The sequence below is a fragment of the Zobellella sp. An-6 genome (assembly GCF_052487945.1).
On sequence record NZ_CP199259.1, the window covers coordinates 1,272,392 to 1,297,060 of the forward strand.

General features: G+C 63.0%; 22 protein-coding genes. 9 read left to right on the top strand and 13 right to left on the bottom strand.

The features are described 5' to 3' along the window. Nucleotides 1-15 precede the first annotated feature (15 nt). The 4 genes from dbpA to treR all read right to left on the bottom strand — a co-directional run bounded on the left by dbpA (nucleotide 16) and on the right by treR (nucleotide 6,389). Nucleotides 16-1,392 (bottom strand): ATP-dependent RNA helicase DbpA, encoded by a 1,377-nt coding sequence (dbpA, locus tag ACT7DK_RS05910; RefSeq protein ID WP_445397269.1) that lies wholly within the window; start codon nucleotides 1,390-1,392, stop codon nucleotides 16-18. A gap of 178 nt (nucleotides 1,393-1,570) precedes the next feature. Beyond that, complete coding sequence (gene dapD, locus ACT7DK_RS05915; RefSeq protein ID WP_445397271.1) at nucleotides 1,571-2,602, bottom strand: 2,3,4,5-tetrahydropyridine-2,6-dicarboxylate N-succinyltransferase; 1,032 nt, start codon at nucleotides 2,600-2,602, stop codon at nucleotides 1,571-1,573. 125 nt (nucleotides 2,603-2,727) lie between these two features. Next, on the bottom strand, nucleotides 2,728-5,358 hold the full coding sequence (glnD, locus tag ACT7DK_RS05920) for a bifunctional uridylyltransferase/uridylyl-removing protein GlnD (protein WP_445397273.1): 2,631 nt from the start codon (nucleotides 5,356-5,358) through the stop codon (nucleotides 2,728-2,730). 71 nt (nucleotides 5,359-5,429) lie between these two features. Next, nucleotides 5,430-6,389, bottom strand: coding sequence for a trehalose operon repressor TreR (gene treR / locus ACT7DK_RS05925; protein WP_445402285.1), 960 nt, complete (start codon nucleotides 6,387-6,389; stop codon nucleotides 5,430-5,432). 138 nt (nucleotides 6,390-6,527) lie between these two features. Between treR and treB the strand changes: the two genes are divergently transcribed. Further along, the gene (treB, locus tag ACT7DK_RS05930) at nucleotides 6,528-7,943 is read left to right on the top strand and encodes a PTS trehalose transporter subunit IIBC (protein ID WP_445397275.1); all 1,416 of its coding nucleotides are present in this window, start codon (nucleotides 6,528-6,530) and stop codon (nucleotides 7,941-7,943) included. Nucleotides 7,944-8,011: 68 nt separating this feature from the next. Next, complete coding sequence (gene treC / locus ACT7DK_RS05935) at nucleotides 8,012-9,685, top strand: alpha,alpha-phosphotrehalase (RefSeq protein WP_445397277.1); 1,674 nt, start codon at nucleotides 8,012-8,014, stop codon at nucleotides 9,683-9,685. A gap of 2 nt (nucleotides 9,686-9,687) precedes the next feature. Here treC and ACT7DK_RS05940 read toward each other — a convergent pair whose 3' ends face one another. The 3 genes from ACT7DK_RS05940 to cspD form a co-directional block, all read right to left on the bottom strand. Further along, complete coding sequence (locus tag ACT7DK_RS05940; RefSeq protein ID WP_445397279.1) at nucleotides 9,688-10,008, bottom strand: heavy metal-binding domain-containing protein; 321 nt, start codon at nucleotides 10,006-10,008, stop codon at nucleotides 9,688-9,690. Between the two features lie 8 nt (nucleotides 10,009-10,016). Continuing rightward, nucleotides 10,017-10,427, bottom strand: a complete 411-nt coding sequence (mscL, locus tag ACT7DK_RS05945; RefSeq protein WP_445397281.1) for a large-conductance mechanosensitive channel protein MscL — start codon at nucleotides 10,425-10,427, stop codon at nucleotides 10,017-10,019. A 168-nt stretch (nucleotides 10,428-10,595) separates the two neighbouring features. Further along, the gene (cspD, locus tag ACT7DK_RS05950) at nucleotides 10,596-10,802 is read right to left on the bottom strand and encodes a cold shock domain-containing protein CspD (protein WP_445397283.1); all 207 of its coding nucleotides are present in this window, start codon (nucleotides 10,800-10,802) and stop codon (nucleotides 10,596-10,598) included. A 382-nt stretch (nucleotides 10,803-11,184) separates the two neighbouring features. Here cspD and clpS point away from each other — a divergent pair, with 382 nt between their 5' ends. Together clpS and clpA are read left to right on the top strand one after the other, a co-directional pair. Beyond that, nucleotides 11,185-11,502 (top strand): ATP-dependent Clp protease adapter ClpS, encoded by a 318-nt coding sequence (gene clpS, locus ACT7DK_RS05955; RefSeq protein ID WP_445397285.1) that lies wholly within the window; start codon nucleotides 11,185-11,187, stop codon nucleotides 11,500-11,502. 48 nt (nucleotides 11,503-11,550) lie between these two features. After that, nucleotides 11,551-13,809 (top strand): ATP-dependent Clp protease ATP-binding subunit ClpA, encoded by a 2,259-nt coding sequence (gene clpA / locus ACT7DK_RS05960; protein WP_445397287.1) that lies wholly within the window; start codon nucleotides 11,551-11,553, stop codon nucleotides 13,807-13,809. A gap of 173 nt (nucleotides 13,810-13,982) precedes the next feature. Here the strand turns inward: clpA and infA are convergent, their stop codons facing one another. The 4 genes from infA to ACT7DK_RS05980 form a co-directional block, all read right to left on the bottom strand. Then, entirely contained in the window at nucleotides 13,983-14,201 is a 219-nt protein-coding gene (gene infA / locus ACT7DK_RS05965) for a translation initiation factor IF-1 (RefSeq protein WP_037439960.1), read from the bottom strand. A 76-nt stretch (nucleotides 14,202-14,277) separates the two neighbouring features. Continuing rightward, nucleotides 14,278-14,985: an arginyltransferase gene (locus ACT7DK_RS05970; RefSeq protein ID WP_445402287.1), complete on the bottom strand. Its 708-nt coding sequence runs from the start codon at nucleotides 14,983-14,985 to the stop codon at nucleotides 14,278-14,280. Continuing rightward, complete coding sequence (aat, locus tag ACT7DK_RS05975; protein WP_445397289.1) at nucleotides 14,979-15,674, bottom strand: leucyl/phenylalanyl-tRNA--protein transferase; 696 nt, start codon at nucleotides 15,672-15,674, stop codon at nucleotides 14,979-14,981. Before aat ends, ACT7DK_RS05970 begins: the two co-directional genes overlap by 7 nt. Nucleotides 15,675-15,684: 10 nt before the next feature. Next, on the bottom strand, nucleotides 15,685-15,858 hold the full coding sequence (locus ACT7DK_RS05980) for a CopG family transcriptional regulator (RefSeq protein ID WP_445397291.1): 174 nt from the start codon (nucleotides 15,856-15,858) through the stop codon (nucleotides 15,685-15,687). Nucleotides 15,859-15,967: 109 nt separating this feature from the next. Here ACT7DK_RS05980 and dauA point away from each other — a divergent pair, with 109 nt between their 5' ends. Further along, nucleotides 15,968-17,758, top strand: a complete 1,791-nt coding sequence (gene dauA, locus ACT7DK_RS05985) for a C4-dicarboxylic acid transporter DauA (protein WP_445397293.1) — start codon at nucleotides 15,968-15,970, stop codon at nucleotides 17,756-17,758. On the opposite strand, the gene trxB is transcribed toward dauA, so the two are convergent. Next, the gene (trxB, locus tag ACT7DK_RS05990) at nucleotides 17,759-18,715 is read right to left on the bottom strand and encodes a thioredoxin-disulfide reductase (protein ID WP_445397295.1); all 957 of its coding nucleotides are present in this window, start codon (nucleotides 18,713-18,715) and stop codon (nucleotides 17,759-17,761) included. A 151-nt stretch (nucleotides 18,716-18,866) separates the two neighbouring features. Then, nucleotides 18,867-19,148, bottom strand: a complete 282-nt coding sequence (locus tag ACT7DK_RS05995) for a hypothetical protein (RefSeq protein WP_445397297.1) — start codon at nucleotides 19,146-19,148, stop codon at nucleotides 18,867-18,869. Nucleotides 19,149-19,365: 217 nt separating this feature from the next. On the opposite strand from ACT7DK_RS05995, the gene lrp reads away from it, so the two are divergent. The 4 genes from lrp (at nucleotide 19,366) to ACT7DK_RS06015 (ending at nucleotide 24,642) form a co-directional block, all read left to right on the top strand. Then, nucleotides 19,366-19,869, top strand: a complete 504-nt coding sequence (gene lrp, locus ACT7DK_RS06000; RefSeq protein ID WP_202086282.1) for a leucine-responsive transcriptional regulator Lrp — start codon at nucleotides 19,366-19,368, stop codon at nucleotides 19,867-19,869. Between the two features lie 169 nt (nucleotides 19,870-20,038). Further along, on the top strand, nucleotides 20,039-22,603 hold the full coding sequence (locus ACT7DK_RS06005; protein ID WP_445397299.1) for a DNA translocase FtsK 4TM domain-containing protein: 2,565 nt from the start codon (nucleotides 20,039-20,041) through the stop codon (nucleotides 22,601-22,603). A gap of 6 nt (nucleotides 22,604-22,609) precedes the next feature. After that, on the top strand, nucleotides 22,610-23,218 hold the full coding sequence (gene lolA / locus ACT7DK_RS06010; protein WP_445397301.1) for an outer membrane lipoprotein chaperone LolA: 609 nt from the start codon (nucleotides 22,610-22,612) through the stop codon (nucleotides 23,216-23,218). 74 nt (nucleotides 23,219-23,292) lie between these two features. Next, nucleotides 23,293-24,642, top strand: coding sequence for a replication-associated recombination protein A (locus ACT7DK_RS06015; RefSeq protein ID WP_445397303.1), 1,350 nt, complete (start codon nucleotides 23,293-23,295; stop codon nucleotides 24,640-24,642). Nucleotides 24,643-24,669: the final 27 nt, after the last annotated feature.

Below are 24,669 nucleotides of genomic sequence, written 5' to 3' on the forward strand. Positions count from 1 at the left end.
GGCGCCGCCATGGGGTCAGAGCTTGCGGGCCTTGACGCTGCGGCCCTTGATCTTGCCCTGCTGCAGGTGCTTCAGTGCCTGGCGGGCCGCATCTCGGTGCACCGCCACGTAGGACTGCATTTCCGTGATATCGATTTTTCCCACCAGGCTGCCAAGGATGCCGGCCTCGCCGGTCAGGGCGCCGAGGATGTCGCCGGCGCGGATTTTGGTCTTGCGGCCACCAGCGATGCAGAGGGTGACCATGTCCGGTTGCCGCGGCGCGGCGCCGGCATCGAGCCCGGCCAGGTTGCCCTGGGGAATGGGGGCCTGCTGGTACTCTTCGATCAGATTGACCCGGTAGGCTTCCTTGGGGCTGTAGAGGGTGATGGCGAGGCCCTGCTGGCCGGCGCGGCCGGTACGGCCGACCCGGTGCACATGCACTTCCGGGTCCTGGGTGACCTCGTAATTGACCACCATCGCCAGCTCCTTGATATCCAGGCCGCGGGCGGCCACGTCGGTGGCCACCAGCACATTGGCGCTGCCGTTGGCGAAGCGGATCAACACCTGGTCTCGCTCGCGCTGCTCCAGATCGCCGTTCAGGGCCAGGGCGGCGAAGCCCAGGTTGTTCAGGTGGTCCGCCACCTCCTGGCAGGCCCGCTTGGTGTTGCAGAACACCACGCAGGACGCGGGCGCATAATGGCCGAGCAGGCTGGCCAGGGCCTGCCTGCGCTGTTCGGGCTCCACCTCGTACAGGGTCTGTACGATGGCGTCGGCCCGTTGCGGCTCGACCACCGACACCCGCTCGGGCCGGCGCTGCAGGCCCTGGCTCATTTGCGCGATGCCGTCCGGGTAGGTGGCGGAGAACAACAGGGTCTGGCGCTCCCGGGGCGCGCAGGCCACCACCCGCTGGATATCGTCGGCAAAGCCCATGTCCAGCATGCGATCCGCCTCGTCCAGCACCAGGGTGTTGAGGGCATCCAGCTTGAGGGTGCCCTTGTCCAGGTGCTTGAGCACCCGGCCCGGGGTGCCGACTACTATGTGCACGCCGCCGGCCAGGGCGGTGAGCTGGGGGCCGTTGGGCGAGCCGCCGCACAGGGTGACCAGGCGGACGTTGGCCATGGCCCGGGCCAGGCGGCGCAGTTCTCGCGCCACCTGATCGGCCAGCTCCCGGGTGGGGCAGAGCACCAGGGTCTGCACCGCCAGCTTGTTCACATCCAGCCGGGCCAGCAGCCCGAGGCCGAAGGCCACCGTCTTGCCGCTGCCGGTGCTGGCCTGGGCGATCACGTCCTTGCCGGCCAGTACCAGGGGCAGGCTTTGCGCCTGAATAGGCGTCATTTGGATGTATTCCAGGCTGGCCAGGTTGTCGACCAGGGCCGGGGCCAGGGGCAGGGCGGAAAATTCGGTGTGATTCACGGCAGGTTCTCGATAGCGGGTAAAATAGGGCGCCGACAGGCGGGGGCATGATAGCAGAAAAGTGGGCGCGGCTGCGGTTTTTCACGGTACAACAGGAGCGGGGGGAACTGACGCAGGCGGGAGAGGTGAAGCGGAAGGGGAGAGAGGGCGGCAGGACCGCCCTCGGGCCGGAGGCCGCTTAGTTGTGCTTGTGCAGTTCGGCGTTCAGTTCGATCGCGGACTTGTTGGTTTTCACCTCGATGCGGCCGTTCTGGGAGTTGCGGCGGAACAGCAGGTCGTTTTTGCCGGCCAGATCGGCGGCCTTGACGGTTTGCACCTCGTTGTTTTTGTCATCCAGCACGGTGACTTTCGAACCGGCGGTGATGTAGAGGCCGGATTCGATGGTGCAGCGATCGCCCAGGGGGATACCCAGGCCGGCGTTGGCACCCAGCAGGCAGCCTTCGCCCACGGAGATGACGATGTTGCCGCCGCCGGACAGGGTGCCCATGGTGGAGCAGCCGCCGCCCAGATCCGAGCCATTGCCCACCACCACGCCGGCGGAGATGCGGCCTTCGACCATGCTCACGCCCAGGGTGCCGGCGTTGAAGTTGATGAAGCCTTCATGCATGACGGTGGTGCCTTCGCCCACGTGCGCGCCCAGGCGGATACGGGAGGCATCGCCGACACGCACGCCGGCCGGTACCACGTAATCGGTCATCTTGGGGAACTTGTCGACCGAGTTGACGCTGAGGGGGCGGCCCTGGGCACGGGCGGCCAGCTGGCGACGGGCCAGTTCGTCTACCGCGATGGCGCCCTCGGAGGTCCAGGCCACGTTGGGCAGCAGGCCGAACATGCCGGACAGATCCAGGCCGTGCGGTTTCACCAGACGGTGGGAGAGCAGGGCCAGCTTCAGGTACACCTCGGCGGTGCTGGCAGGGGCGGCGTCGGTTTCCAGTATGGTCACCACCAGCGGCTGGCGGGTGCCGGCCAGCACCTCGACTATCTCGGCCTGGGCCTGAGCGTTCACCGACAGGAAGGCCGCTTCCAGGTCTTTCAGCTGGGCCGCGTCGATTTCGATGGCCGCGTTGCCACCCTGGTAACCGATCTTCGCCGCCACCGCGCCGATCAGCGCGTCATCCGCATTCAGCAGCGGCTGGTTGTAGTAAACCTCCAGCCATTCCCCTTTGGCGGACTTGGTGCCCACACCCAGACCGAAAGCAAAGTTTGCCATCCTGTTCACTCCGTTAATTGGTTTGCATACCTAATCGGCTGGCGCACCGCGGCCAGCCGAGCGGTTCGGCGCAGCAGCACGCTCGGCCGATCCCGTTTCTTAATTCAAGACTGGCGCATCTTTTATCATATTTTGCCGCCCTGGTTGAGCTCGTCGACCAACTTTTCTCGCAATTGCGCCTGCTCCTGCTCACTTAATGGTCGATCCTCGCGGTTGGTGAGGCTGAAGAAGTCCTCCACCCGTTCGCCGATGGTGGTGATCTTGGCGGCGTGCAGGTTCAGGCCCAGGCGGCTGAACACGGCGCCGATGCGGGCCAGCAGGCCGGGGGTGTCGAGGGCCACCAGCTCCATCAGGGTACGTTTGGTGAGCCGCTGGGGCTGCAGGAAGCTGACCTGGGTGCGCACGTCGAATTCCCGGTGGCGGCGCGAGGGGGGACGCAGGCGAATGGCCGGCGGCGTGGTATTGGTCAGGGCTTCGCCCAGGCCGTCGCACAGGCCGCTGAGGCGGTCACCGCTGACCGGCTGGCCGTCCGGCTCGAGCACGATGAAGGTATCCAGGGCGTAGCCGTCCTTGGAGGTCATGATCTGGGCGTCGTGGATGTTGAGGTTTTTCTGATCCAGGGCCGCCGCCACCCGGCCGAACAGGTTGGGCGAGTCGGGACTGTAGATGAACAGCTCGCTGCCGCCCCGGCCCGGCTGCTGGCTGATCTGCACCAGGGGCCGACGGCTGTCGCCGTGGGCCAGGATATGGCGGCTGTGCCAGGCGATCTGCTCCGGGGTATGGCGCAGGAAGTAGTCGGCGGTAAAACGCGTCCACAGCGGCTTGACCCGCTCATAGGGGGTGTCCAGGTGCTCCAGCAACTGGCGCGCCTGCAGCTTGTTCTCGCGGATGCGCAGGCGCAGGTCGGGCGGATTTTCCAGGCCCAGGCGCAGCGCCTTCTGGGTGGCGAAGTAGAGTTCGCGCAGCAGGCTGCCCTTCCAGTCGTTCCACAGGTGATCGTTGGTGGCGCAGATGTCCGCTACCGTCAGGCAGTAAAGGTAGTCCAGGTGCAGCTCGTCCCGTACCTGGGTGGCGAACTCGCGGATCACATCCGGATCGTAGATGTCCCGGCGCTGGGCGGTGACCGACATCAGCAGGTGCTGGCGCACCAGCCAGGACACCAGGCGGGCATCGGACTTGTCCAGATCGTGCCGCAGGCAGAAGTCGAGGGCGTCCTCGGCGCCCAGCTCCGAATGATCGCCGCCCCGGCCCTTGGCGATGTCGTGGAACAGGGCGGCCAGGTACAACAGCTCCGGCTTGCGCAGCCGGGTGCTGATCTCGTGGCACAGGGGGTGGCTGCGTCTGCCGGCGGGCCCGCGGAACAGGTAGATGTTCTTCAACAGCCGGTGGGTGTGCTCATCCACCGGGTAGGCGTGGAACATGTCGAACTGCATCTGGCCCACTATCTTGCTCCACTGGGGGAAGTAGGCGGCGAGGATGCCATAGCGGTGCATCAGGGTCAGGGCCAGATCGCAGCCCCGGGGGTGACGCATCAGCATCATGAACAGCCGGCGGCAGTCGGCCCGCTCGCACAGAAAGCCGGGCAGCCGGCGGCGGGCGTCGCGCAGCTGGCGCAGGGTGGTGGAATAGATGCCGCTGATCTGGGGGTGGGCGGCAATCTGGTAGAACAGCCGCAAGATGGCGGCGGGCTCCTGCTTGAACAGGTCCGGCCTGACCACGTCGATCAGCCGGCCGCGCAGGCGGAATTCGGGGGTGAGCATGCGCACGTCCATGGCGATATGACCGAGGATGGCCTCGTCGAACAGCTGCAGCAGCATCTCGTTGAGTTCGGCCACCCGCCGCACCGTCTGGTAGAAGCGCTTCATCATCTGTTCGATGGGCTCGTTGCCGTCGCCGGCGAAGCCCAGGGCGGTGGCCACCGCCCGCTGGCGGTCGAACAGCAGCCGGTTGTCGGAACGGTGAATGGCCAGGTGCAGGGCGAAGCGCAGCTTCCACAGGAAGTTCTGGCAGTCGAGCAGCTCGCGGTATTCGGCCCGGGTGAGGAAGCCGTGGCTGACCATCTCGCTCAGGGTGGCGGCACCGAAGTGGCGGCGGGCAACCCAACTGATGGTCTGGATGTCGCGCAGGCCGCCGGGGCTGCTCTTGATGTCGGGCTCCAGCTTGTAGCTGGTGTCCTGGAACTGGTGATGGCGGGCTTCCTGCTCTTTGCGCTTGGCCTCGAAGAAGGCCTGGCTGGGCCAGAAACGATCCGGTGCCGTGGCCCGGATGAGGGCGGCGAAGGTGTCGTAGCAGCCGGTGATGAGGCGGGCCTCGATCAGGTTGGTGGCCACGGTGATGTCCTTCTCCCCTTCCTCCACGCATTCGGCCACCGAGCGCACGCTATGGCCCACTTCCAGGCGCAGATCCCACAGCAGGGTGATAAAGCTGCCGATGCGCTCGCCCAGCTCTTCTCCGGGCGGGTCGTCGCTCAGGATCAGCAGGTCGATATCGGAATAGGGATGCAGCTCACCGCGGCCGTAACCGCCCACCGCCACCAGGGCCAACCGGGCATCCCGGTCCAGGCCGAAGCGTTGCCACAGGCCGGTGAGCAGCTGGTCCATATGCTGGGAGCGGGTCGCCACCAGCTCCATGATGTCGTCACCGGCGTGGAAGCGCTGCTCCAGCCAGTCCTGCAGGCGGGCGAGCATGTCCTTGCAGGTGGCGAGGCTGAGCTGGTCGGGGGTAAGCAGGGCCGGAGCGAGCGGGCTGGCATCCATAAGGTGGTGACTTCCTTCGTCTTCAGGTAATGGGGTTAAGTTAGCAAAGTCGGCCCGGGGGGGAAAGGACATCAGCCCGCGGACACCAGCCGGCAGGGCAGGGCCAGCTCGGCGATGGAACGGCCCTGCTCGATCTGGGCCAGCAACTGGCGGGCGGCGGCGGTGCCGGCCTGGGGATAGCCGAGATCGACACTGGCCACGGCCGGAAACAGGAAGTGCAGCAACTCGTTGTTGCCGACCCCGGTGAGGGGCAACTGCCGGCCGCTTTGCTGCAGGTACTTGGCGGCGCCCAGGGCCAGGGTGTCGCTGGCGCACACCAGGGCATCGGCCTCCGGTCGTTCCGTCAGCAGCAGGCGGGCACCTTCCTGGCCGGCATGGAAAGACAGGCCGCCCAGCCGGTAACCGGGCGTGATGCCCCGGGCATGGCAAAAGTCGAGATAGGCCTCCAGACGCTGTTGGCCGGTGGTGCTGTCCTGCAACTCGACGCCGACATAGGCCGGGCGGCGCACCCCTTTCCGCCAGAGGTGTTCCAGCATCAGCGTGATGGCGCCCTTGTCGTCGTAGCAGACCGATGAAAAGCCCGGGTAGCGGCGGGCCATCACCACCAGCTTGTCTTGCCAGTCGGCCTGGCCATCCAGCGCCAGCCCGGTAAAGGCGAACAGGATGGCGCCGTCGGCCTGGCGCAGCCGCAACCAGTCGAGGTGCTCCACCACCTTGGCGCTGCTGAAGCCGGATTCCATCAGCAGCACTTCATAGCCGGCCCGCTCCAGCACCGGCAGCATGGCGCGCACCGCCTGGTGTTCGGAGGCGGAGTCCAGGCGCGAGACGATGATGCCCACCACCTGCTGGCGTCGGGTGCGCATGGCGCGGGCCGAGGGCGAGGGGGCATAGCCGGCCTCGGCGATGATCTGCTCTATTCTGTGGCGGGTTTCCGGCTTGACCTTGGGATCCCGGTTCAGCACCCGGGAGACGGTGGTGGTACCCACCCCGGCCAGCCGGGCAATATCGGAGATTGTCGGGCGTTTCTTCATCATGGTCGTCAACTTGCTCGAGGTGGCGGAATTGTGCCCCAAGTGTGAGCGCTTGCACAAAATGGTATCGATACCATTTTATTGTTTCGGTATTGGGATACACTCTGCGGTATCGATTCCACTGTTAAGGAAAACTCCATGAGCCAGAGCAAGAGTCAGGAAATGGCGATCCTGATTGAACATATCGGCGGCAAGGGCAACATAGCGGCGGTCAGTCACTGTCTGACCCGGCTGCGGTTCGTGCTGAACAACCCGGGGCAGGCCGACCTGAAGAAGATCGAGACCCTGTCGGCGGTCAAGGGCTGCTTCACCAATGCCGGCCAGTTCCAGGTGGTGATCGGCACCAATGTGGACGTCTACTATCAGGCGTTGAACAGCCTGCTCGGCCAGGAGGGGCAGAGCAAGGAGCAGGCCAAGCAGGCGGCCCGGCAGAACATGAGCGTCTGGGAGCGGGCCATCTCCCACCTGGCGGAGATCTTCGTGCCGCTGCTGCCGGCCATCATCACCGGCGGCCTGATCCTGGGCTTTCGCAACCTGATCGGCGACATCGCCCTGTTCGACGGCCGGACCCTGACCCAGATCAGTCCCTTCTGGGCCGAGGTGCACTCCTTCCTCTGGCTGATCGGCGAGGCGATTTTTTTCTTCCTGCCGGTGGGAGTGTGCTGGTCCACGGTGCAGAAGATGGGGGGCACGCCCATCCTCGGCATTGTGCTGGGGGTGACCCTGGTTTCGCCCCAGCTGATGAACGCCTATCTGATCGGCCAGCAGTCGCCGGAGATCTGGGACCTGGGCTTCTTCGCGATCGAGAAGGTCGGCTATCAGGCCCAGGTGATCCCCGCCATGCTGGCCGGGCTGGTGCTGGCGATGATCGAACTCCGGCTGAAAAAATGGGTGCCGGACTACCTCTACTTGGTGATTGTACCCTTCGTCTCCCTGCTGACCGCGGTGACCCTGGCCCATACTTTGATCGGTCCCTTCGGCCGCCTGCTGGGGGACGGTGTGGCCTTTGTCGCCAGGGCGGCGATGACCGGCGATTTCGCCCCCATCGGCGCGGCCCTGTTCGGCTTCTTCTACGCGCCCCTGGTGATCACCGGCATCCACCACACCACCAATGCGGTGGATCTGCAACTGATGCAGAGCATGGGCGGCACCCCCATCTGGCCGCTGATCGCCCTGTCCAATATCGCCCAGGCCTCCGCCGTGGTGGGTATCATTTGGGTCAGCAAAAAGGCCAACGAGCGGGAGATTTCGGTGCCGGCGGCCATTTCCGCCTACCTGGGGGTGACGGAGCCGGCCATGTACGGCATCAACCTCAAGTACAAGTTTCCCATGCTCTGCGCCATGACCGGCTCCGCCCTGGCAGCCCTGCTGTGCGGCCTGTCCGGGGTGCTGGCCAACGGCATCGGGGTGGGCGGCCTGCCGGGCATCCTTTCCATCCAGCCCCGTTACTGGCTGATCTACCTGCTGGCCATGGCTGTCGCCGTGGTGGTGCCCATGCTGCTGACGGTGCTGATGTACCAGCGCCGGCGGCGGGCCGGGGTGGCGCTGGGGTGAGGCTATCGCAGGCTCGGCGCGGTGTTCGCCCGGGCCCTTTCTACCAAGATGGAACCAAGAGCACACAGATGAACAAAGAAGAGCAGTACGGCCAGTGGTGGCATAGCGGCGTCATCTACCAGATCTACCCCAAGTCCTTCTACGACTCGGGGGACAGGGGCACCGGCGATCTGCGCGGGGTGATCGACAAGCTCGACTACCTGGCCGACCTGGGGGTGGACGCCCTCTGGCTGACGCCGGTGTACGTCTCGCCCCAGGTGGACAACGGCTACGACATCGCCGACTACTACCGGATCGATCCGGCCTACGGCACCATGGCCGACTTCGAGCAACTGCTGGCCGAGGCCCACCGGCGCGGCATCCGGCTGATCATGGACCTGGTGGTCAACCATACCTCCACCGCCCATCCCTGGTTCCAGGCCGCCATCCAGGATCCGGCCGGGCCCTACCGGGACTTTTACATCTGGCGTGACGGCCGCGACGGCGGCCCGCCCAACAACTGGCAGTCCAAGTTCGGCGGCAGCGCCTGGCAACGGGATGCCGCCTCGGGCCAGTACTACCTGCACCTGTTCGCGGCGGAGCAGGCGGATCTGAACTGGGAAAACCCCGGGGTACGGCAGGAGGTGAACAACATCGTCCGCTTCTGGGCCGGCAAGGGGGTCGACGGGCTGCGCCTGGACGTGATCAACCTGATCTCCAAGGACCAGGCCTTTCCCGATGACGAGCGGGGCGACGGGCGGCGTTTCTATACCGACGGTCCCCGTGTCCACGAGTTCCTGCACGAACTCAACCGGGCGGTGTTCGCCCCTTGCGGCATGATGACGGTGGGGGAGATGTCCTCCACCAGCCTGGCCCACTGCCAGCGCTACTCGAGCCCGGACAGCGAGGAGCTGTCCATGGTGTTCAACTTTCACCACCTCAAGGTGGACTACCCGGACGGCGACAAGTGGCGGCTGGCGCCGCCGGATTTCGTCGAGCTCAAGCGGCTGTTCAGCGAGTGGCAGCAGGGCCTGCACGGGCGCGGCTGGAACGCCCTGTTCTGGTGCAACCACGATCAGCCGCGCATCCTGTCCCGCTTCGGCGACGAGGGCGAGTTCCGGGAGCGTTCCGCCAAGATGCTGGCCACCGTGCTGCACCTGATGCAGGGCACCCCCTATATCTACCAGGGAGAGGAGATCGGCATGCCCAACCCGGGCTATGAGCGTATCGGGCAGTATGCCGATGTGGAAAGCCGCAATATGTACCGGATCCTGCGCGAGCGGGGCGTCGATGAAGACGAGGTGATGGCGATACTGGCGGCCCGTTCCCGGGACAATGCCCGCTCCCCCATGCAGTGGGACGACGGCGAGCGGGCCGGCTTTACCCGCGGCACGCCCTGGCTGGCACCGGGGGCGAGCAAGACCCGGGTGAACGTGGCGGCGGCGCTGGCGGATCCGGAGTCGGTATTTTACCACTACCGGCGGCTGAACCGGCTGCGCAAGCGGCATCCGGTGATAGTGCGTGGCGATTACCGGGATCTGCTGCCCGAACACCCGTACCTCTGGTGCTACCAGCGGGATGACGGGGAGCGGCGGCTACTGGTGGTGGCCAACCTGGGACGGGAGGAGCAGGCGTTCGAGCCACCGGCGCTGGCGCCCTGGCGCCGGGCCGAGCTGCTGGTCGACAACACCGGCGCGGCGCCGGCCGCCCCTCGCGCCCTGCGGCTGGCGCCCTACCAGTGTCAGGCCTGGCTGCTGGAATAGCCTTATTCGATGATGACGGCGGTGCCGCTGGCGGAGACCATCAGCATGCCGTTGTTCTGGCCCATCACTTCGTAGTCCAGGTCGATGCCCACCACCGCATTGGCGCCCAGCTCCCGGGCTTTCTGCTCCAGTGCCAGCAGGGCGAGATCCCGGGCCCGCTGCAGTTCCCGTTCATAGGTGGCGGAGCGGCCGCCCACCAGGTCGCGGATATTGGCGAACAGATCCTTGAACAGGTTAGCGCCGAGGATGGCCTCGCCGGCCACCACACCGCAGTACTTGCGGATGCGCTTGCCTTCGATGGAAGGCGTTGTGGTCATTTCCATGGGGACTCCTAGAGGTTGTTCTTCTGCTTGAGCAGATCGCGGATTTCGGTCAGCAGCTGCTCTTCCTTTGACGGCGCGGGCGGGGCTGCGGGGCTGGCTTCTTCCTTGCGCTTGAGCCGGTTGATGACCTTGATCACCATGAAGATGGCGAAGGCCACTATGGTGAAGTCCAGCACCGTCTGGATAAAGCGGCCATAGGACAGGGTCACCGCCGGCACCTCTCCCACCGCCTCCTGGAGCACTATGGCCAGGTCGGAAAAATCGACGCCGCCTATCACCACCCCGATGGGCGGCATGATGACGTCGTTGACCAGGGAAGAGACGATCTTGCCGAAGGCGGCACCGATGATGATGCCCACCGCCATGTCCACCACGTTGCCCTTGACGGCAAACTCCTTGAACTCTTTGATTATGCTCATGTAACACCACCGCTGAAAGATAAATACCCAAGGTGGATCAAGTTTAGGCGGGCCTGGCCAGGAGGAGGTAGGAGAGAGGGCAAATATTCACCTGTGTCCCTCTGGCACGAAGAAAGGCGCCGCAGCGCCTTTGGTATACAGATACTGTGTATCCTGTGCTTATCGTTATCAGCCGCAGGGCACTATGCTGACCGCATGGTTGCCTTTAGGCCCTTTTTGGATTTCGTATTGAACGACCTGGCCCGCTTTCAGGGTTCTGTATCCCTCCATCTGGATGGTGGAAAAGTGTGCGAACACGTCTTCGCCGCCTTCCGTCGGACAGATAAAGCCAAATCCCTTAGCGTTGTTAAACCACTTCACCGTACCGGTTGTCATACTTTTGCATCCTTTTTGCTCAAACATCCTAAACAACATTGAGAAATTGGCAGCTGCCAATTATAACTACAGGCGATTTTCCGCCGGATGCGGTGACCATGACCGGGTGCCATACGACACTTTAGACAATGGCCACCAATCAACCACTCTAGTCCAACTTTGGGGGCAGTCAAGCCTTTGTTTGCACTCAGGCCCCCGAAGCGGAAGACTATTGACAGCGCCGGCTTAAGCGGTAGTGTGAAGGAAAGGCTAAATAACCGTTCCTGATACCCTCGGGGCCAAGCGGCCGCTGGCTTCTTTGCCTTGAACGGCGGACACCAGGGCTTCCATCAGGAGGCCGGCTTCTGTAGCACGATTCGGAACAGTGATTTAGAGTAGATATATGAGCAGGAGAACACAGCAGGCGGTCGGTGATCGGGTCAAAGAGGTGGAAGAAACTGCGCTGCAGCCACCTCCTATGTACAAGGTCATCTTGAATAACGACGACTACACCCCCATGGATTTTGTCGTGGAGGTGCTGCAAAAATTCTTTGCGATGGATGTGGACAAGGCCACGCAGGTGATGCTGGCGGTACATTATCAGGGGAAGGGGGTTTGCGGTCTCTTTACCGCAGAAATTGCAGAAACCAAGGTAGCGCAAGTGAACAAGTTTGCCCGTACGCACGAACATCCGTTGTTGTGCACCATGGAGCAGGCATGAGCCAAGACCCGCCGTAACGGGACACCGCAGTTTTTAGGGGAGGTGCCTATGTTGAACAAAGACCTTGAGAGCACGTTGAACGACGCTTTCAACGAAGCCCGTCGCGCTCGCCACGAGTTCATGACGGTGGAGCACCTGTTACTCGCCCTGTTGGACAACCCCTCCGCCAAGGAGGCCCTGGTTGCCTGTGGTGCCGATCTGGAACAGCTACGCCGTGATACCCATACCTTTATCGAACAGACCACGCCGCTGATCCCGGTGGGGGATGACGAACTCGAAACCCAACCCACCCTCGGCTTCCAGCGGGTGCTGCAGCGGGCCGTGTTCCATGTGCAGTCTTCCGGCAATGCCGAGGTCACCGGCGCCAATGTGCTGGTGGCCATTTTCAGCGAGCAGGAATCCCAGGCGGCCTACCTGCTGAAAAAGGCCCATGTCAGCCGGCTGGACGTGGTCAACTTCCTGTCCCACGGCATCCGCAAGGATGGCCAGCCGGAAGAGGCGCCCCCTTCCCAGCAACAGGAAGAGAACACCGAAGATGCCGCCAACAACCAGACCGAAGGCTTCGTCATCAACCTGAACCAGTGGGTGAAGGAAGGTCGCATCGATCCGTTGATCGGGCGGGACCAGGAACTCAATCGTACCATCCAGGTGTTGTGCCGCCGGCGCAAGAACAATCCGCTGCTGGTGGGCGAAGCCGGGGTGGGCAAGACCGCCATCGCCGAAGGCCTGGCCTACCGCATCGTGCATCAGGACGTGCCGGAGATCATCGCCGGCAGCACCATCTACTCCCTCGACATGGGCTCCCTGCTGGCGGGCACCAAGTACCGGGGGGATTTCGAAAAACGCTTCAAGGCCCTGCTCAAGCAGTTCGAGAAGCAGAAGGGCGCCATCCTGTTCATCGATGAAATCCACACCATCATCGGTGCCGGTGCCGCCTCGGGCGGCCAGCTCGATGCCGCCAACCTGTTGAAACCCTTGTTGTCCAGCGGCCAGATCCGTTGCGTGGGCTCGACCACCTACCAGGAATACAGCCAGATCTTCGAGAAGGACAGGGCCCTGGCACGGCGCTTCCAGAAGATCGATATTCTGGAGCCTTCGGTGGAGGACACCACCAAGATACTGCTGGGGCTGAAGAGCCGTTACGAGTCTCACCATGACGTCCGTTATACCACCAAGGCGATCCGGGCCGCCGCCGAGCTGGCGGCCAAGTACATCAACGATCGCCATCTGCCGGACAAGGCCATCGACGTGATCGACGAGGCCGGCGCCCAGGTGCGGATGCAGCCGCCGTCCAAGCGCAAGAAGACCATCGGCGTGGGCGATATCGAGGCCATCGTCGCCAAGATTGCCCGCATCCCGGAAAAATCCGTGTCCAGCTCCGACAAGGAGGCCCTGAAGAACCTGGAGCCCAACCTCAAAATGGTGGTGTTCGGGCAGGACAGGGCGATCGAGGTGCTCACCGACGCCATCCGCCTCAGCCGTTCGGGCCTAGGCAACGAGCGGCGGCCCATCGGCTCTTTCCTCTTCGCCGGCCCGACCGGGGTGGGCAAGACCGAGGTCACTCAACAGCTGGCGCGCATCCTCGGCATCGAACTGATCCGCTTCGACATGTCCGAGTACATGGAGTCCCATACCGTGTCCCGGCTGATCGGGGCCCCTCCCGGTTATGTGGGCTTCGATCAGGGCGGTTTGCTCACCGATGCGGTGATCAAGCATCCCCATGCGGTGGTGCTGCTCGACGAAATCGAGAAGGCGCACCAGGACGTGTTCAACCTGCTGCTGCAGGTGATGGACAACGGTACCCTCACCGACAACAACGGCCGCAAGGCGGACTTCCGTAATGTGATACTGGTGATGACCACCAACGCCGGGGTACAGGAAACGGTGCGCAAATCCATCGGCTTCCAGCAACAGGATCACAGCCACGACGCCATGACCGAAATCAACCGGACCTTCGCGCCCGAGTTCCGTAACCGGCTCGACCATATCATCTGGTTCAATCACCTGGACATGGATATCATCCATCGGGTGGTCGACAAGTTCATCGTCGAGTTGCAGGCTCAACTGGATGCCAAGGGAGTCTCGATGGAGGTCAGCGAGCAGGCCCGGCACTGGTTGGCCGAGAAGGGCTACGACCGGTCGATGGGGGCCCGCCCCATGGGCCGGGTGATCCAGGAGCAGCTGAAGAAGCCGCTGGCCAACGAGCTGTTGTTCGGTGAGCTGGTAGGGGGCGGCTCGGTGAAAGTCACCCTCGAAGATGACAAGCTGCACTTCGACTATCAATCGGAGGCCTCGTTGGCCCACTAAGGCCGTGAGATCAGGCGCTTTCCAGGATGCCCGGTGCCGTGACAGGCCCGGGCATCGTTTTTATCCAAGAGGTGCATGCCTGCCGGAATAGGGAGCGAAATGAGGGGGCGGAACAAGGCAGCTGTCGGTGTTGGCAGCCGTTCTGCAAGCTCAGGATGACTGGCGCGCGGTGCTCAGCGGGCGCGGAAGACGATGCGTCCCTTTGACAGATCGTAGGGAGTCAGTTGGACGGTGACCTTGTCGCCGGTCAGGATGCGGATATAGTTCTTGCGCATCTTGCCGGAGATGTGGGCGGTGACCACATGGCCGTTTTCCAGCTCAACGCGAAACATGGTGTTGGGCAGGGTTTCCAGTATGGTCCCCTGCATTTCAATACTGTCTTCTTTAGCCATTGAGTCCTCTTGTTAACGCAGGCAATAAAAACGGCAGGGATCATGCCGGATTTCGCCCCGGGTGTAAAGTTTCCGCTCAGTCTTTGATCGGCCGCCACTGGCCGGCAATCAGACGCTGGTGCGGATAAAAATGCTGTTTGTAATTCATTTTCTTGCAGCCATCGACCTGATAGCCCAGGTAGAGCCACTCCTTGCCCAGCTCCGCCGCCAGTCGCACCTGACTCAGTATGGCGAAGGTCCCCAGGGATCTGTGCTCCTGGCTGGGTTCATAGAATGTATACATGGCGCTCAAGCTACGATTGAGCAGGTCGGTCACCGCCACCGCCACCAGCTGCTGCGCCAGGTGAAACTCCACGAACACCGGCGGCAGCCAGTGGCAGAGCAGAAAGCCATCGTACTGCTGTCGGCTGGCCGGGTACATGGCGCCGTCACTGTGCCGCTCGTTGATATAACGCTGGTAGAGGCGAAAATACTCGGGCTTGTCCTGCTCACTCAGGCGGACCTCGATATCCCGGTTGAGGCGCAGTATGCGCTTCTGGCTGCGGCTGGGAGTGAAACGGGCAATCTCGATGCGCAGCGACTCACAGGCCCGGCAAGACTGGCAGTGAGGGCGGTAGATATCGGCGCCGCTGCGGCGGAAACCGGCCCCGAGCAATTGCTCGTAGCCTTCCGGGCAGAGCAGCTCCTTGTCGAGCAAGACCAGTAATTGCTCCTGCCGCTCGGGCAGGTAACTGCACTGATGCTTGGGGGTCAGCCCCACCTTGAGATTCACTTCCCTCATAATACCAGTTCACCCGGTTGCCAACAGGATAACGCCAAGGGCTGCTGTTGCAGCTCTTTGAGTTTATGTAAAAAACGAGTCCGCGGCCAGGTGATCACCCCCAGGCTCAGCAGGTGGGGATTGGGCAACTGGCAGTCGATCAGCCGCCCGCCATGGCGGGCGAAATGCCGGCACAGGCCGAGCATGGCGAGTTTGGATCCGTTGTCGACCCGGTGGAACATGGACTCGCCACAGAACAGGGTACCGAGGCCGAGGCCGTAGAGGCCGGCCACCAGCTGGTCCTGTTGCCACACTTCTATGGAGTGGGCCTGGCCCTGATGGTGCAAGCGGCAGTAGGCCTTTTCTATGCCCGGGGTAATCCAGGTGCCTTCCCGCCTTTCCCGCAACAGACGGCACTGGCGAATCACCTGTTCGAAGGCGGTATTGATGGTCAGCCGGTAGCGGCCCTGGCGGGCCAGCTTGGTCAGGCTTCGACTGACGTAGAGCAGCTCCGGCTCCAGTACCGCCCTGGGGTCGGGCGACCACCACAGCAGAGGCTGGCTTTGATCGAACCAGGGAAAGATGCCCATGCGATAGGCCAGCAGCAACCGCTCCGGCGACAGGTCACCGCCCATGGCCAGCAGGCCGTTGGGCTCGTCCAGGGCGAGCATGGGATCCGGAAACCAGAGCCGCTCGTCGAGCAGGGTCAGCATGGCGGCTCCTTCAGTCCTGCTCGAACTCGAGCCAGTCCTTGCCGGTTTTCTGCTCGATATAATCGCGGATGAACTGTCGCACCTTCTGGGAAGGGGTTACGTCTTCCTGGGCGCAGAGCTGCTCGAACAGCGCTTTTTTCCTGGGATCGATCAACAGGGTCAGGCGGGCGGTACGTTGTTCCATGGGGCCTCCGGCGCATTATGCATGTTAATCATATTATCATTGAATGAATAACAAGTGAGCATATAATCATCATACTATTCTAATATAGCCTGCCTCCGGGAGGAGCGTTATGCCGCACCGAGCCCACCTGTTTTCCTTGCGCATCGGCCATGCCCTGCGCGAAAGCTGCCTGCAAGAGCCTTATGGCCGCCGGCGGCTGTTGCGGGATCTGCTGGCCGGCATCACCGTGGGCATCATCGCCATTCCCTTGGCCATGGCGCTGGCCATCGCCAGCGGAGTGGCGCCCCAGTATGGCCTCTATACCGCCATCATCGCCGGCTTCGTCATCGCCCTTACCGGCGGCTCCCGGCTGAGCATTTCCGGCCCTACCGCCGCCTTTGTGGTGATCCTCTATCCTATCGCCCAGCAATACGGCCTGGGCGGCCTGCTGCTGGCCACTGTCCTCTCCGGCCTGCTGCTGATCGGCATGGCCCTGATGCGCCTGGGGCGGCTGATCGAGTATATCCCCGAACCGGTCACCCTGGGGTTCACCGGCGGTATCGCCGTGGTGATCGCGACCTTGCAGCTGAAGGATTTCTTCGGGCTGCCACTGGCCGTCTTGCCCGAGCATTATCTGGGCAAGGTCTCGGCCCTGGCCGGGAGCCTGCCCGGACTGCACTGGCCCAGTCTTGCGGTGGCCCTGCTTACCCTCGCCATCATGCTGCTCTGGCCCCGGCTGAAGACCGGGGTGCCGGCGCACCTGCCGGCGGTGATCCTGGCCAGCCTGGCGACACTGTTGCTCAACCAGCACGGGCTGGAGGTAGACACCATCAGCAGCCGCTTCAGCTACTTGTTGCCCGACGGCAGCAGCGGCCAGGGTATTCCGCCGGTGTTGCCCGACTTCGTCTGGCCCTGGTTGCAGCCGGGACCTGCAGGAGCCCCCCTTGAGTTTGGCTGGTCCCTGCTGCGGGATCTGCTGCCGGCGGCCTTCGCCATCGCTATGTTGGGGGCGATCGAGTCGCTGCTCTGCGCCGTGGTGCTGGATGGCATGACCGGCAAGCGACACAGTGCCAACAGCGAGTTACTCGGGCAGGGCATAGGCAACCTGGTCGCTCCCTTTTTCGGCGGCATCACCGCCACCGCCGCCATCGCCCGTTCGGCCGCCAACTTCAAGGCCGGGGCCGAGTCGCCGGTGGCGGCCATGGTGCATGCACTGGTGGTGCTGGCGGGACTGGTGCTGCTGGCGCCCTGGCTGGCTTGGCTGCCGATGCCGGCCATGGCCGCGCTGCTGATGGTGGTGGCCTGGAACATGAGCGAGGCCCACAAGGCGGTGCATCTGTTCAAGACGGCTCCGGTAGGCGATATCCTGGTGTTTCTTACCTGTTTCTCCCTGACCATACTGTTCGACATGGTGCTGGCGATCACCGTCGGCATCCTGGTGGCGGCGGTGCTATTCGTGCGGGAAATCGCGGAAATGACCCGGGTGACCGATATTTCCGGACACCGGCGCTTGGTTGAGGCGCCGTTGCCGCCGGGCTGGTCGGTGTTCAAGGTGAATGGCCCGCTGTTCTTTGCCGCCGCCGACCGGGTGTTCGGAGAGCTGTCCACCCAGCTGGGGGGGCGAGCCGGCATAGTGCTCTATCTGGACGGGGTATCCATCCTGGATGCGGGCGGACTGGCGGCGTTGAACAAGTTCGTCGACCAGTGCCGCAAGCAAGGTATCCGGGTGTCGATCGCGGATCTGCAGTACCAGCCGCTCAAGACCCTGGCCAGGGCTGGGGTGCGGCCCATAGAGGGGGTGCTGGCTTTTTATCCGACCCTGAAGGAAGCGCTGGAGAGCCTGGGGGAAGAGGCAGCCGCGGCATCGCGGCCGGAGGAGCTCGGGTTGATGCCGGGGTCGGCCCCGGCATCCCTGTCCTAGTTACTTGCTGAGGGCGTCCAGGTAACGCTCGGCGTCGAGGGCCGCCATGCAGCCGGTACCGGCGGAAGTGATGGCCTGGCGGTAGACGTGATCCATGACATCGCCGGCGGCGAACACGCCGGGAATGCTGGTTTGGGTGGCGTTGCCATGTAGGCCGGACTGGACCCTGAGGTAGCCGTTTTCCATTTCCAACTGGCCTTCAAAGATCTGGGTGTTGGGCTGGTGGCCGATGGCAATAAAGACACCGGTCACCTCCAGCTGCTCGGTGGCGTCGCTGCGGGTGTCTTTCAGGCGGATGCCGGTCACCCCCATTTCATCCCCCAGCACTTCGTCCAGGGTGCGATCGGTGTGCAACACTATGTTGCCGTTGTTGACCTTGTCCATCAGCCGGTCGATCAGGATCTTCTCGGAGCGGAACTGGTCTCGGCGGTGCACCAGGTGGACTTCGGCGGCAATATTGGCCAGATAGAGGGCTTCTTCCACGGCGGTGTTGCCGCCACCGACCACGGCCACTTTCTGGTTGCGGTAGAAGAAGCCGTCACAGGTGGCGCAGGCGGACACGCCGCGGCCCTGGTAGGCCTGCTCCGAAGGCAGGCCCAGATATTTGGCGGAGGCGCCGGTGGCGATGATCAGGGCGTCGCAGCTGTATTCGCCGCTGTCGCCCTTGAGCCGGAACGGGCGCTGGGTGAGATCGACATTGTTGATATGGTCGAACAGGATTTCGGTGTCGAAACGCTCGGCGTGCTCCTTCATACGCTCCATCAAGGCCGGCCCGGTCAGTCCTTCCGCGTCACCCGGCCAGTTCTCCACATCGGTGGTGGTGGTCAGCTGGCCGCCTTGCTGGATGCCGGTAACCAGCACCGGATTCAGGTTGGCCCGGGCCGCGTAGACGGCGGCGGTGTAGCCTGCGGGGCCGGAACCCAGGATCAGCAGTTTGGCGTGTTTGGCTTGGCTCATGTGTTTCTCCAACCTTGGCAAATAGGCAGATAAAAAGTGGAACCGATTGTAGGGGATAGGCCTGATGGAATAAAGCGTAAGAAAACGATTGTTGCAATCGGGCTCTGGCCTGGCGAGACAGTGCCATACGGGACGCGCTGTCTGGTCAGAGTTATAACGAATAGTTATGCAATATAACCAAAACCTCCCCTTGCCTGGTGAAGATTGGCCGAAGATAAGATAAATCACTGCTCCTGCCGGTTTCATTGGGGAGGGAGTAGGGATAATTTTTATCAGGTTGTGGATTTGCAGAGACATATCCTGCCTGAAAGGGGAGGAGGCTGCTTGAGAGTTTTTTCAGGCAAAAGCCCCATTCTTCGGCGTAAAAATTTAGTTTTGGTACCTCTTTTATGATAAGGGCAAACATATGTGCTATCTGTTTGTCTTTTATCATGTTAAGCTACCATATGCCTTGAGTGTATATATAATCACTTTTAATGGTTTTTTATTTAATCTAAGCAGCCTGAGGGCATGCAGAGCCGGCTTCTGTCGCAACACCCTTCATCGAACGGAATTCTTTCCATTGTCTAAAGCTGGGTTGCAAAAAAGCATGGTTTTGTGCCATATAAGTTTAATGTTCATAGTGGAATGTATCGAAAATGAGTCAAAGGATGGATGAAGTATTGGATGCGAACAACAGGCCGGCGAAAGAGCTGGACCGCATCGATCGCAACATACTCAATGAGCTTCAACAAGATGGCCGTATCTCCAACGTGGAACTGTCCAAGCGGGTGGGATTGAGCCCCACACCTTGCCTCGAACGGGTCCGCCGCCTGGAACGCCAGGGATATATCGAAGGCTATACCGCCATTCTCAACCCCCAGTTCCTGGATGCCTCCCTGTTGGTCTTTGTGGAAATCACCCTTAACCGCGGCACACCGGACGTATTCGACGAATTTAACGACGCGGTGCAAAAGCTGGAGGAGATCCAGGAATGCCACCTGGTATCCGGTGATTTCGACTACCTGTTGAAGACCCGGGTGGCGGACATGTCCGCCTACCGCAAGCTGCTGGGGGAAACCCTGCTGCGACTGCCAGGGGTGAACGACACCCGTACCTATGTGGTGATGGAAGAGGTCAAGCAGAGCAACCGGCTGGTGATAAATACCCGATAAACTGTGCTAATCTGCCCGGCTCTGGTATTTTTATGCCGGGCGGGGTTCCATGGCGAACCTGTACTTGCGAGCGGCCCCGGCCGCTCGCTTGTCGTTTGGTGCCTGGCGACTTCCCCTGTCGCAGACTTTCGATTGCATGACACAACAAAAAAGAACGAGGAGCGGGCGTTTGGCGGAGAAAAAGCTGTTTACTCCCATGTCTGGTTTACAGCGTCTGTTTGAGGCCGGATTGATCATCATCATCTTACTGGCGATCTTCATGATGCTGTCGCTGGTGTCTTACCATCCTTCCGATCCGGGTTGGTCGCAAACCGCATGGGGGGGCGAGATCAGCAATGCCGCCGGTCCGGCCGGTGCCTGGTTGGCCGATATCCTGCTGTTTGTGTTCGGCTTTTCGGCCTATCTGGTACCGCCCTTCATGGTGTTTTTCGGCTGGGTGACCCTCTGGCGCCCGAGGGCATTGACCGAGATCTGCTACCTGACCCTGAGCCTGCGCATCATCGGCTTCCTGATGCTGCTGCTCAGCTTGCTGGGGCTGGCCAGCATGAACCTGGGCAACATCTATTACTTTTCCGCCGGCGGCCTGGTTGGCGACATGCTGGCGGTGGCGCTGAACGCTCTGTTCGGTTCCCTGGGCACCACCCTGATGCTGCTGTGCGGCTTTGCCACCGGGGTGACCTTCTTTACCGGCTGGTCCTGGCTGTTGATCGTGGAGCGTCTGGGGGGAGCCGTGTTGGAGTTTCCCAGCTGGCTGAGTTCGGCGCCATCCCGCCTGTTGGACTGGCAACTGGAACGCCGGCAGCGCCGGTTGGGTGACAAGGATCAAGCCGCAGTAGAGCCGCTGCCGGCGGTAGCAACGCCCGCCGCGACCACAACCGAGTCCGGTTTTGTCGGTTGGCGCCGGTTCAAGGATCGCCTCGGCAGCCGGCGGGAAGCCGATGAGGAGTGGGATGATGCTCCCGAGGATCCCCTGCTGGCCCCGGTGCCCGTTGCCGATAAACGGCCGGCACCGCCGAAAAAGGCGCCGCCGGTGCGCCGGGAACCGGTGCTGGGAGGCGTGGATGAGCCGGCTGATCCCATCGCCACCATCGCCGAGAGCAACGGCTGGAACCTGGATGACGACGAGGATGAACTGGAGCTGCCCTGGCTGAGCGACGATGCCGAGCCGGTGGCGGCGCCTGCGCCTGCGCCGTCTCCCAAACCGGCTATCCCGGTGCGGCCCCCGCGCAACGATCTGACGCCCTTGCCGTCGGTGGAACTGCTGGACAAGCCCAAGCCCAAGCAGCATGCGGTAAGTGAAAGCGAGCTGGAACGCATCGCCCGCCTGGTGGAGGCCAAGCTGGCCGACTACAACGTCCAGGCCAATGTGGTCGGCGTTTATCCGGGGCCGGTGATCACCCGCTTCGAGCTGGATCTGGCGCCCGGGGTCAAGGTCAGCAAGATCACCAACCTGGCTCGGGATCTGGCTCGCTCCCTGTCCGCCATCAGCGTGCGGGTGGTGGAAGTGATCCCCGGCAAGCCCTATGTGGGACTGGAGCTGCCCAATACCCGGCGGGAGACCGTCTATCTGCGCGAGGTGCTCGACAGCGATCCCTTCCGCCGTAGCGAGCACCCGCTGACCCTGGTGCTGGGCCAGGACATCGCCGGCGAGCCGGTGGTGGTCAACCTGGCCAAGATGCCCCACGTGCTGGTGGCGGGCACCACCGGCTCGGGCAAGTCGGTGGGGGTGAACGTCATGATCTTGTCGATGCTGTACAAGGCCACGCCGGAAGAGGTGCGCTTTATCATGATCGATCCCAAGATGCTGGAGCTGTCGGTGTACGAGGGTATTCCGCATCTGCTGACCGAAGTGGTCACCGACATGAAGGAGGCGTCCAATGCCCTGCGCTGGTGCGTGGGCGAGATGGAGCGCCGCTACAAGCTGATGTCGGCCATGGGGGTGCGTAACCTCAAGGGCTTCAATACCAAGGTACAGGAGGCCATCGATGCCGGCGAGCCGCTGCGTGATCCCCTGTGGCAGCCGACCCAATCGATGGATACCTATCCGCCGGCGCTGGAGAAGTTGCCCCACATCGTGGTGGTGATCGACGAGTTCGCCGACATGATGATGATCGTCGGCAAGAAGGTGGAGGAGCTGATCGCCCGCATCGCCCAGAAGGCGCGGGCGGCGGGCATCCACCTGATACTGGCGACCCAGCGGCCCTCGGTGGACGTGATCACCGGCCTGATCAAGGCCAACATCCCGACCCGGATGTCGTTCCAGGTATCGAGCAAGATAGACTCGCGCACCATCCTCGATCAGCAGGGGGCAGAGTCGTTGCTGGGCATGGGCGACATGCTCTACCTGCCGGCCGGTGACAGCAACCCGACCCGGGTGCACGGCGCCTTCGTCGACGACCACGAGGTGCACCGGGTGGTGGCGGCATGGAAGGAGCGGGGCGAGCCCGACTATATCGAGGAGATCCTGAACGGCGACGTGGGCGCCGATGGCCTGCTGCCCGGGGAAGCCCCGGAAGGGGGCGACGATGGCGAGCTGGACGAACTGTTCGACCAAGCGGTGGCTTTTGTCGTAGAGAGCCGTCGCGGCTCTACCTCCAGCGTGCAGCGCAAGTTCAAAATAGGCTACAACAGGGCCGCCCGCATCATCGAGCAGATGGAGCAACAGGGCATAGTGAGCCCCGCGGGCGGAAATGGTCAACGTGAAGTGCTGGCGCCTCCGCCGGCCAGGGAGTAGGACTGAATGAAAAAACTGGCAACCTTGGGTGTGCTGTTGTGGTCGGTGAGTGCCGTGGCCCTGGCCGATGTCCGGGCCGAGCTGCAGCAGAAGCTGGCGACCTTCGAACGTTTTTCCGCCGACTTCAGCCAGCAGGTGTTCGACGAGCGGGGCGAGCCCATGCAGAGTGCCGAGGGCAGCATGCAGCTGTCCCGCCCCGACCGCTTCCGCTGGCACACCGCCTCGCCGGACGAGAGCCTGATCGTATCCAACGGCACCGATGTGTGGATCTACGATCCCTTCGTGGAGCAGGTGAGCATAGTACCCCTGGAGCAGGCGGTGCAGAATACCCCCTTCCTGCTGATCTCGGGCGGTGACGGCCGGCGCTGGCAGCAGTATGAGGTGGCCAGGAGCGGCGCCGACTATGTGGTGACCAGCAAGGATCCGGGGGAGCTGATCCATCAGTTCAGCCTGCGTTTCGACGGGGCCAACCGCATCGAGCGCTTTACCGTGATCGAGTCCGGTGGCCAGCGCAGCGAGTTTACCCTGACCAATATCGACACCGCCCCGGCCACCGCGGCCGACAGCTTCCAGTTCACGCCGCCGGCCGGGGTGATGATAGACGACCAGCGCTAAGAAAGAGTCCGCAGAGGGAGTGATAAGCGGTAAGCTGTCGGCTTACCGCTTTGTTTTACGGGGGATATGGTGAAATGACTACCCTGAGCCTGGATTTCGAGCAGGACGACTTTCGTCCCCTGGCGGCGCGGATGCGTCCCGCCCGATTGGAGCAGTACCTGGGCCAGCAGCACATACTGGGACCGGGTAAGCCGTTGCGCCGGGCGCTGGAGGCGGGGCACAGCCATTCCATGATCCTGTGGGGGCCGCCGGGCACCGGCAAGACCACCCTGGCCGAGCTGGTGGCCGGCTACTGCGACGCCCAGGTGGAGCGGGTATCGGCGGTGACCTCCGGGGTCAAGGAGATCCGTGCCGCCATCGAGCGGGCGCGGGAGCACAAGCTGGCCGGACGGCGCACCATCCTGTTCGTGGACGAGGTGCACCGCTTCAACAAGTCCCAGCAGGACGCCTTCCTGCCCCATATCGAGGACGGTACCGTCACTTTTATCGGCGCCACCACCGAAAACCCCTCCTTCGAGCTCAACAACGCCCTGCTGTCGCGGGCCCGGGTCTATCTGCTCAAACGGCTGGAGACGGTGGACGTGGAGGCGATGATCGAACAGGCCCTGACCGACGAACGGGGCCTGGGCGGCCAGGCCGTCGAACTGGCGAGCGGCGTGCGGCGGGCGCTCGCCGAACTGGTCGACGGCGATGGCCGCAAGGCACTCAACTACCTGGAGCTGCTGGCGGACATGGCCGAGGAGCGGGACGGGGTACGCCGGATCGACAAGACGCTGCTGGCGGAGGTGACCGGCGAGCGGCTGGCCCGCTTCGATAACCAGGGGGATCTCTATTACGATCTGATCTCGGCGGTGCACAAGTCGATCCGCGGCTCCAACCCGGATGCGGGGCTGTACTGGTACGCACGCATGATCAGCGCCGGCTGCGATCCCCTCTATATTGCCCGTCGGCTGCTGGCCATCGCCTCGGAAGACGTCGGACTGGCCGACCCGAAAGCCATGGAGGTGGCATTGGCGGCCTGGGACTGTTTCACCCGGGTCGGGCCGGCGGAAGGGGAGCGGGCCATCGCCCAGGCCATCGTTTATCTCGCCTGCGCGCCCAAGAGTAACGCTCTCTATACCGCCTGGAAGGCGGCGCTGCGGGATGCCCGGGAGCTGCCGGACTTCGAGGTGCCCCTCCATCTGCGCAATGCCCCCACCAAACTGATGAAGGAACTGGGCCATGGCGCCGAGTATCGCTATGCCCACAACGAGCCCGGGGCCTATGCCGCCGGGGAGACCTACCTGCCCGAGGCATTACGGGAGCGGCGCTATTACGAGCCCAATGAACGGGGCTTCGAGCAGAAGGTCAAGGCCAAGCTCGACTACCTGAAAAGCCTGGACGAGCAGGCCGGCGGCCAGTTGGCCCCGGGGCGACGAAGCTGATAAACTGAGGCCGACTTAGTGACGTCC

Excerpts from the sequence above, each read along its gene's own strand:
- dapD (WP_445397271.1), bottom strand. The coding sequence starts at position 2,602 with ATGGCAAACTTTGCTTTCGGTCTGGGTGTGGGCACCAAGTCCGCCAAA.
- glnD (WP_445397273.1), bottom strand. The coding sequence starts at position 5,358 with ATGGATGCCAGCCCGCTCGCTCCGGCCCTGCTTACCCCCGACCAGCTC.
- treR (WP_445402285.1), bottom strand. The coding sequence starts at position 6,389 with ATGAAGAAACGCCCGACAATCTCCGATATTGCCCGGCTGGCCGGGGTG.
- treB (WP_445397275.1), top strand. The coding sequence starts at position 6,528 with ATGAGCCAGAGCAAGAGTCAGGAAATGGCGATCCTGATTGAACATATC.
- treC (WP_445397277.1), top strand. The coding sequence starts at position 8,012 with ATGAACAAAGAAGAGCAGTACGGCCAGTGGTGGCATAGCGGCGTCATC.
- ACT7DK_RS05940 (WP_445397279.1), bottom strand. The coding sequence starts at position 10,008 with ATGGAAATGACCACAACGCCTTCCATCGAAGGCAAGCGCATCCGCAAG.
- mscL (WP_445397281.1), bottom strand. The coding sequence starts at position 10,427 with ATGAGCATAATCAAAGAGTTCAAGGAGTTTGCCGTCAAGGGCAACGTG.
- cspD (WP_445397283.1), bottom strand. The coding sequence starts at position 10,802 with ATGACAACCGGTACGGTGAAGTGGTTTAACAACGCTAAGGGATTTGGC.
- clpS (WP_445397285.1), top strand. The coding sequence starts at position 11,185 with ATGAGCAGGAGAACACAGCAGGCGGTCGGTGATCGGGTCAAAGAGGTG.
- clpA (WP_445397287.1), top strand. The coding sequence starts at position 11,551 with ATGTTGAACAAAGACCTTGAGAGCACGTTGAACGACGCTTTCAACGAA.
- infA (WP_037439960.1), bottom strand. The coding sequence starts at position 14,201 with ATGGCTAAAGAAGACAGTATTGAAATGCAGGGGACCATACTGGAAACC.
- aat (WP_445397289.1), bottom strand. The coding sequence starts at position 15,674 with ATGCTGACCCTGCTCGACGAGCGGCTCTGGTTTCCGGATCCCATGCTC.
- ACT7DK_RS05980 (WP_445397291.1), bottom strand. The coding sequence starts at position 15,858 with ATGGAACAACGTACCGCCCGCCTGACCCTGTTGATCGATCCCAGGAAA.
- dauA (WP_445397293.1), top strand. The coding sequence starts at position 15,968 with ATGCCGCACCGAGCCCACCTGTTTTCCTTGCGCATCGGCCATGCCCTG.
- trxB (WP_445397295.1), bottom strand. The coding sequence starts at position 18,715 with ATGAGCCAAGCCAAACACGCCAAACTGCTGATCCTGGGTTCCGGCCCC.
- ACT7DK_RS05995 (WP_445397297.1), bottom strand. The coding sequence starts at position 19,148 with ATGATAAAAGACAAACAGATAGCACATATGTTTGCCCTTATCATAAAA.
- lrp (WP_202086282.1), top strand. The coding sequence starts at position 19,366 with ATGGATGAAGTATTGGATGCGAACAACAGGCCGGCGAAAGAGCTGGAC.
- lolA (WP_445397301.1), top strand. The coding sequence starts at position 22,610 with ATGAAAAAACTGGCAACCTTGGGTGTGCTGTTGTGGTCGGTGAGTGCC.
- ACT7DK_RS06015 (WP_445397303.1), top strand. The coding sequence starts at position 23,293 with ATGACTACCCTGAGCCTGGATTTCGAGCAGGACGACTTTCGTCCCCTG.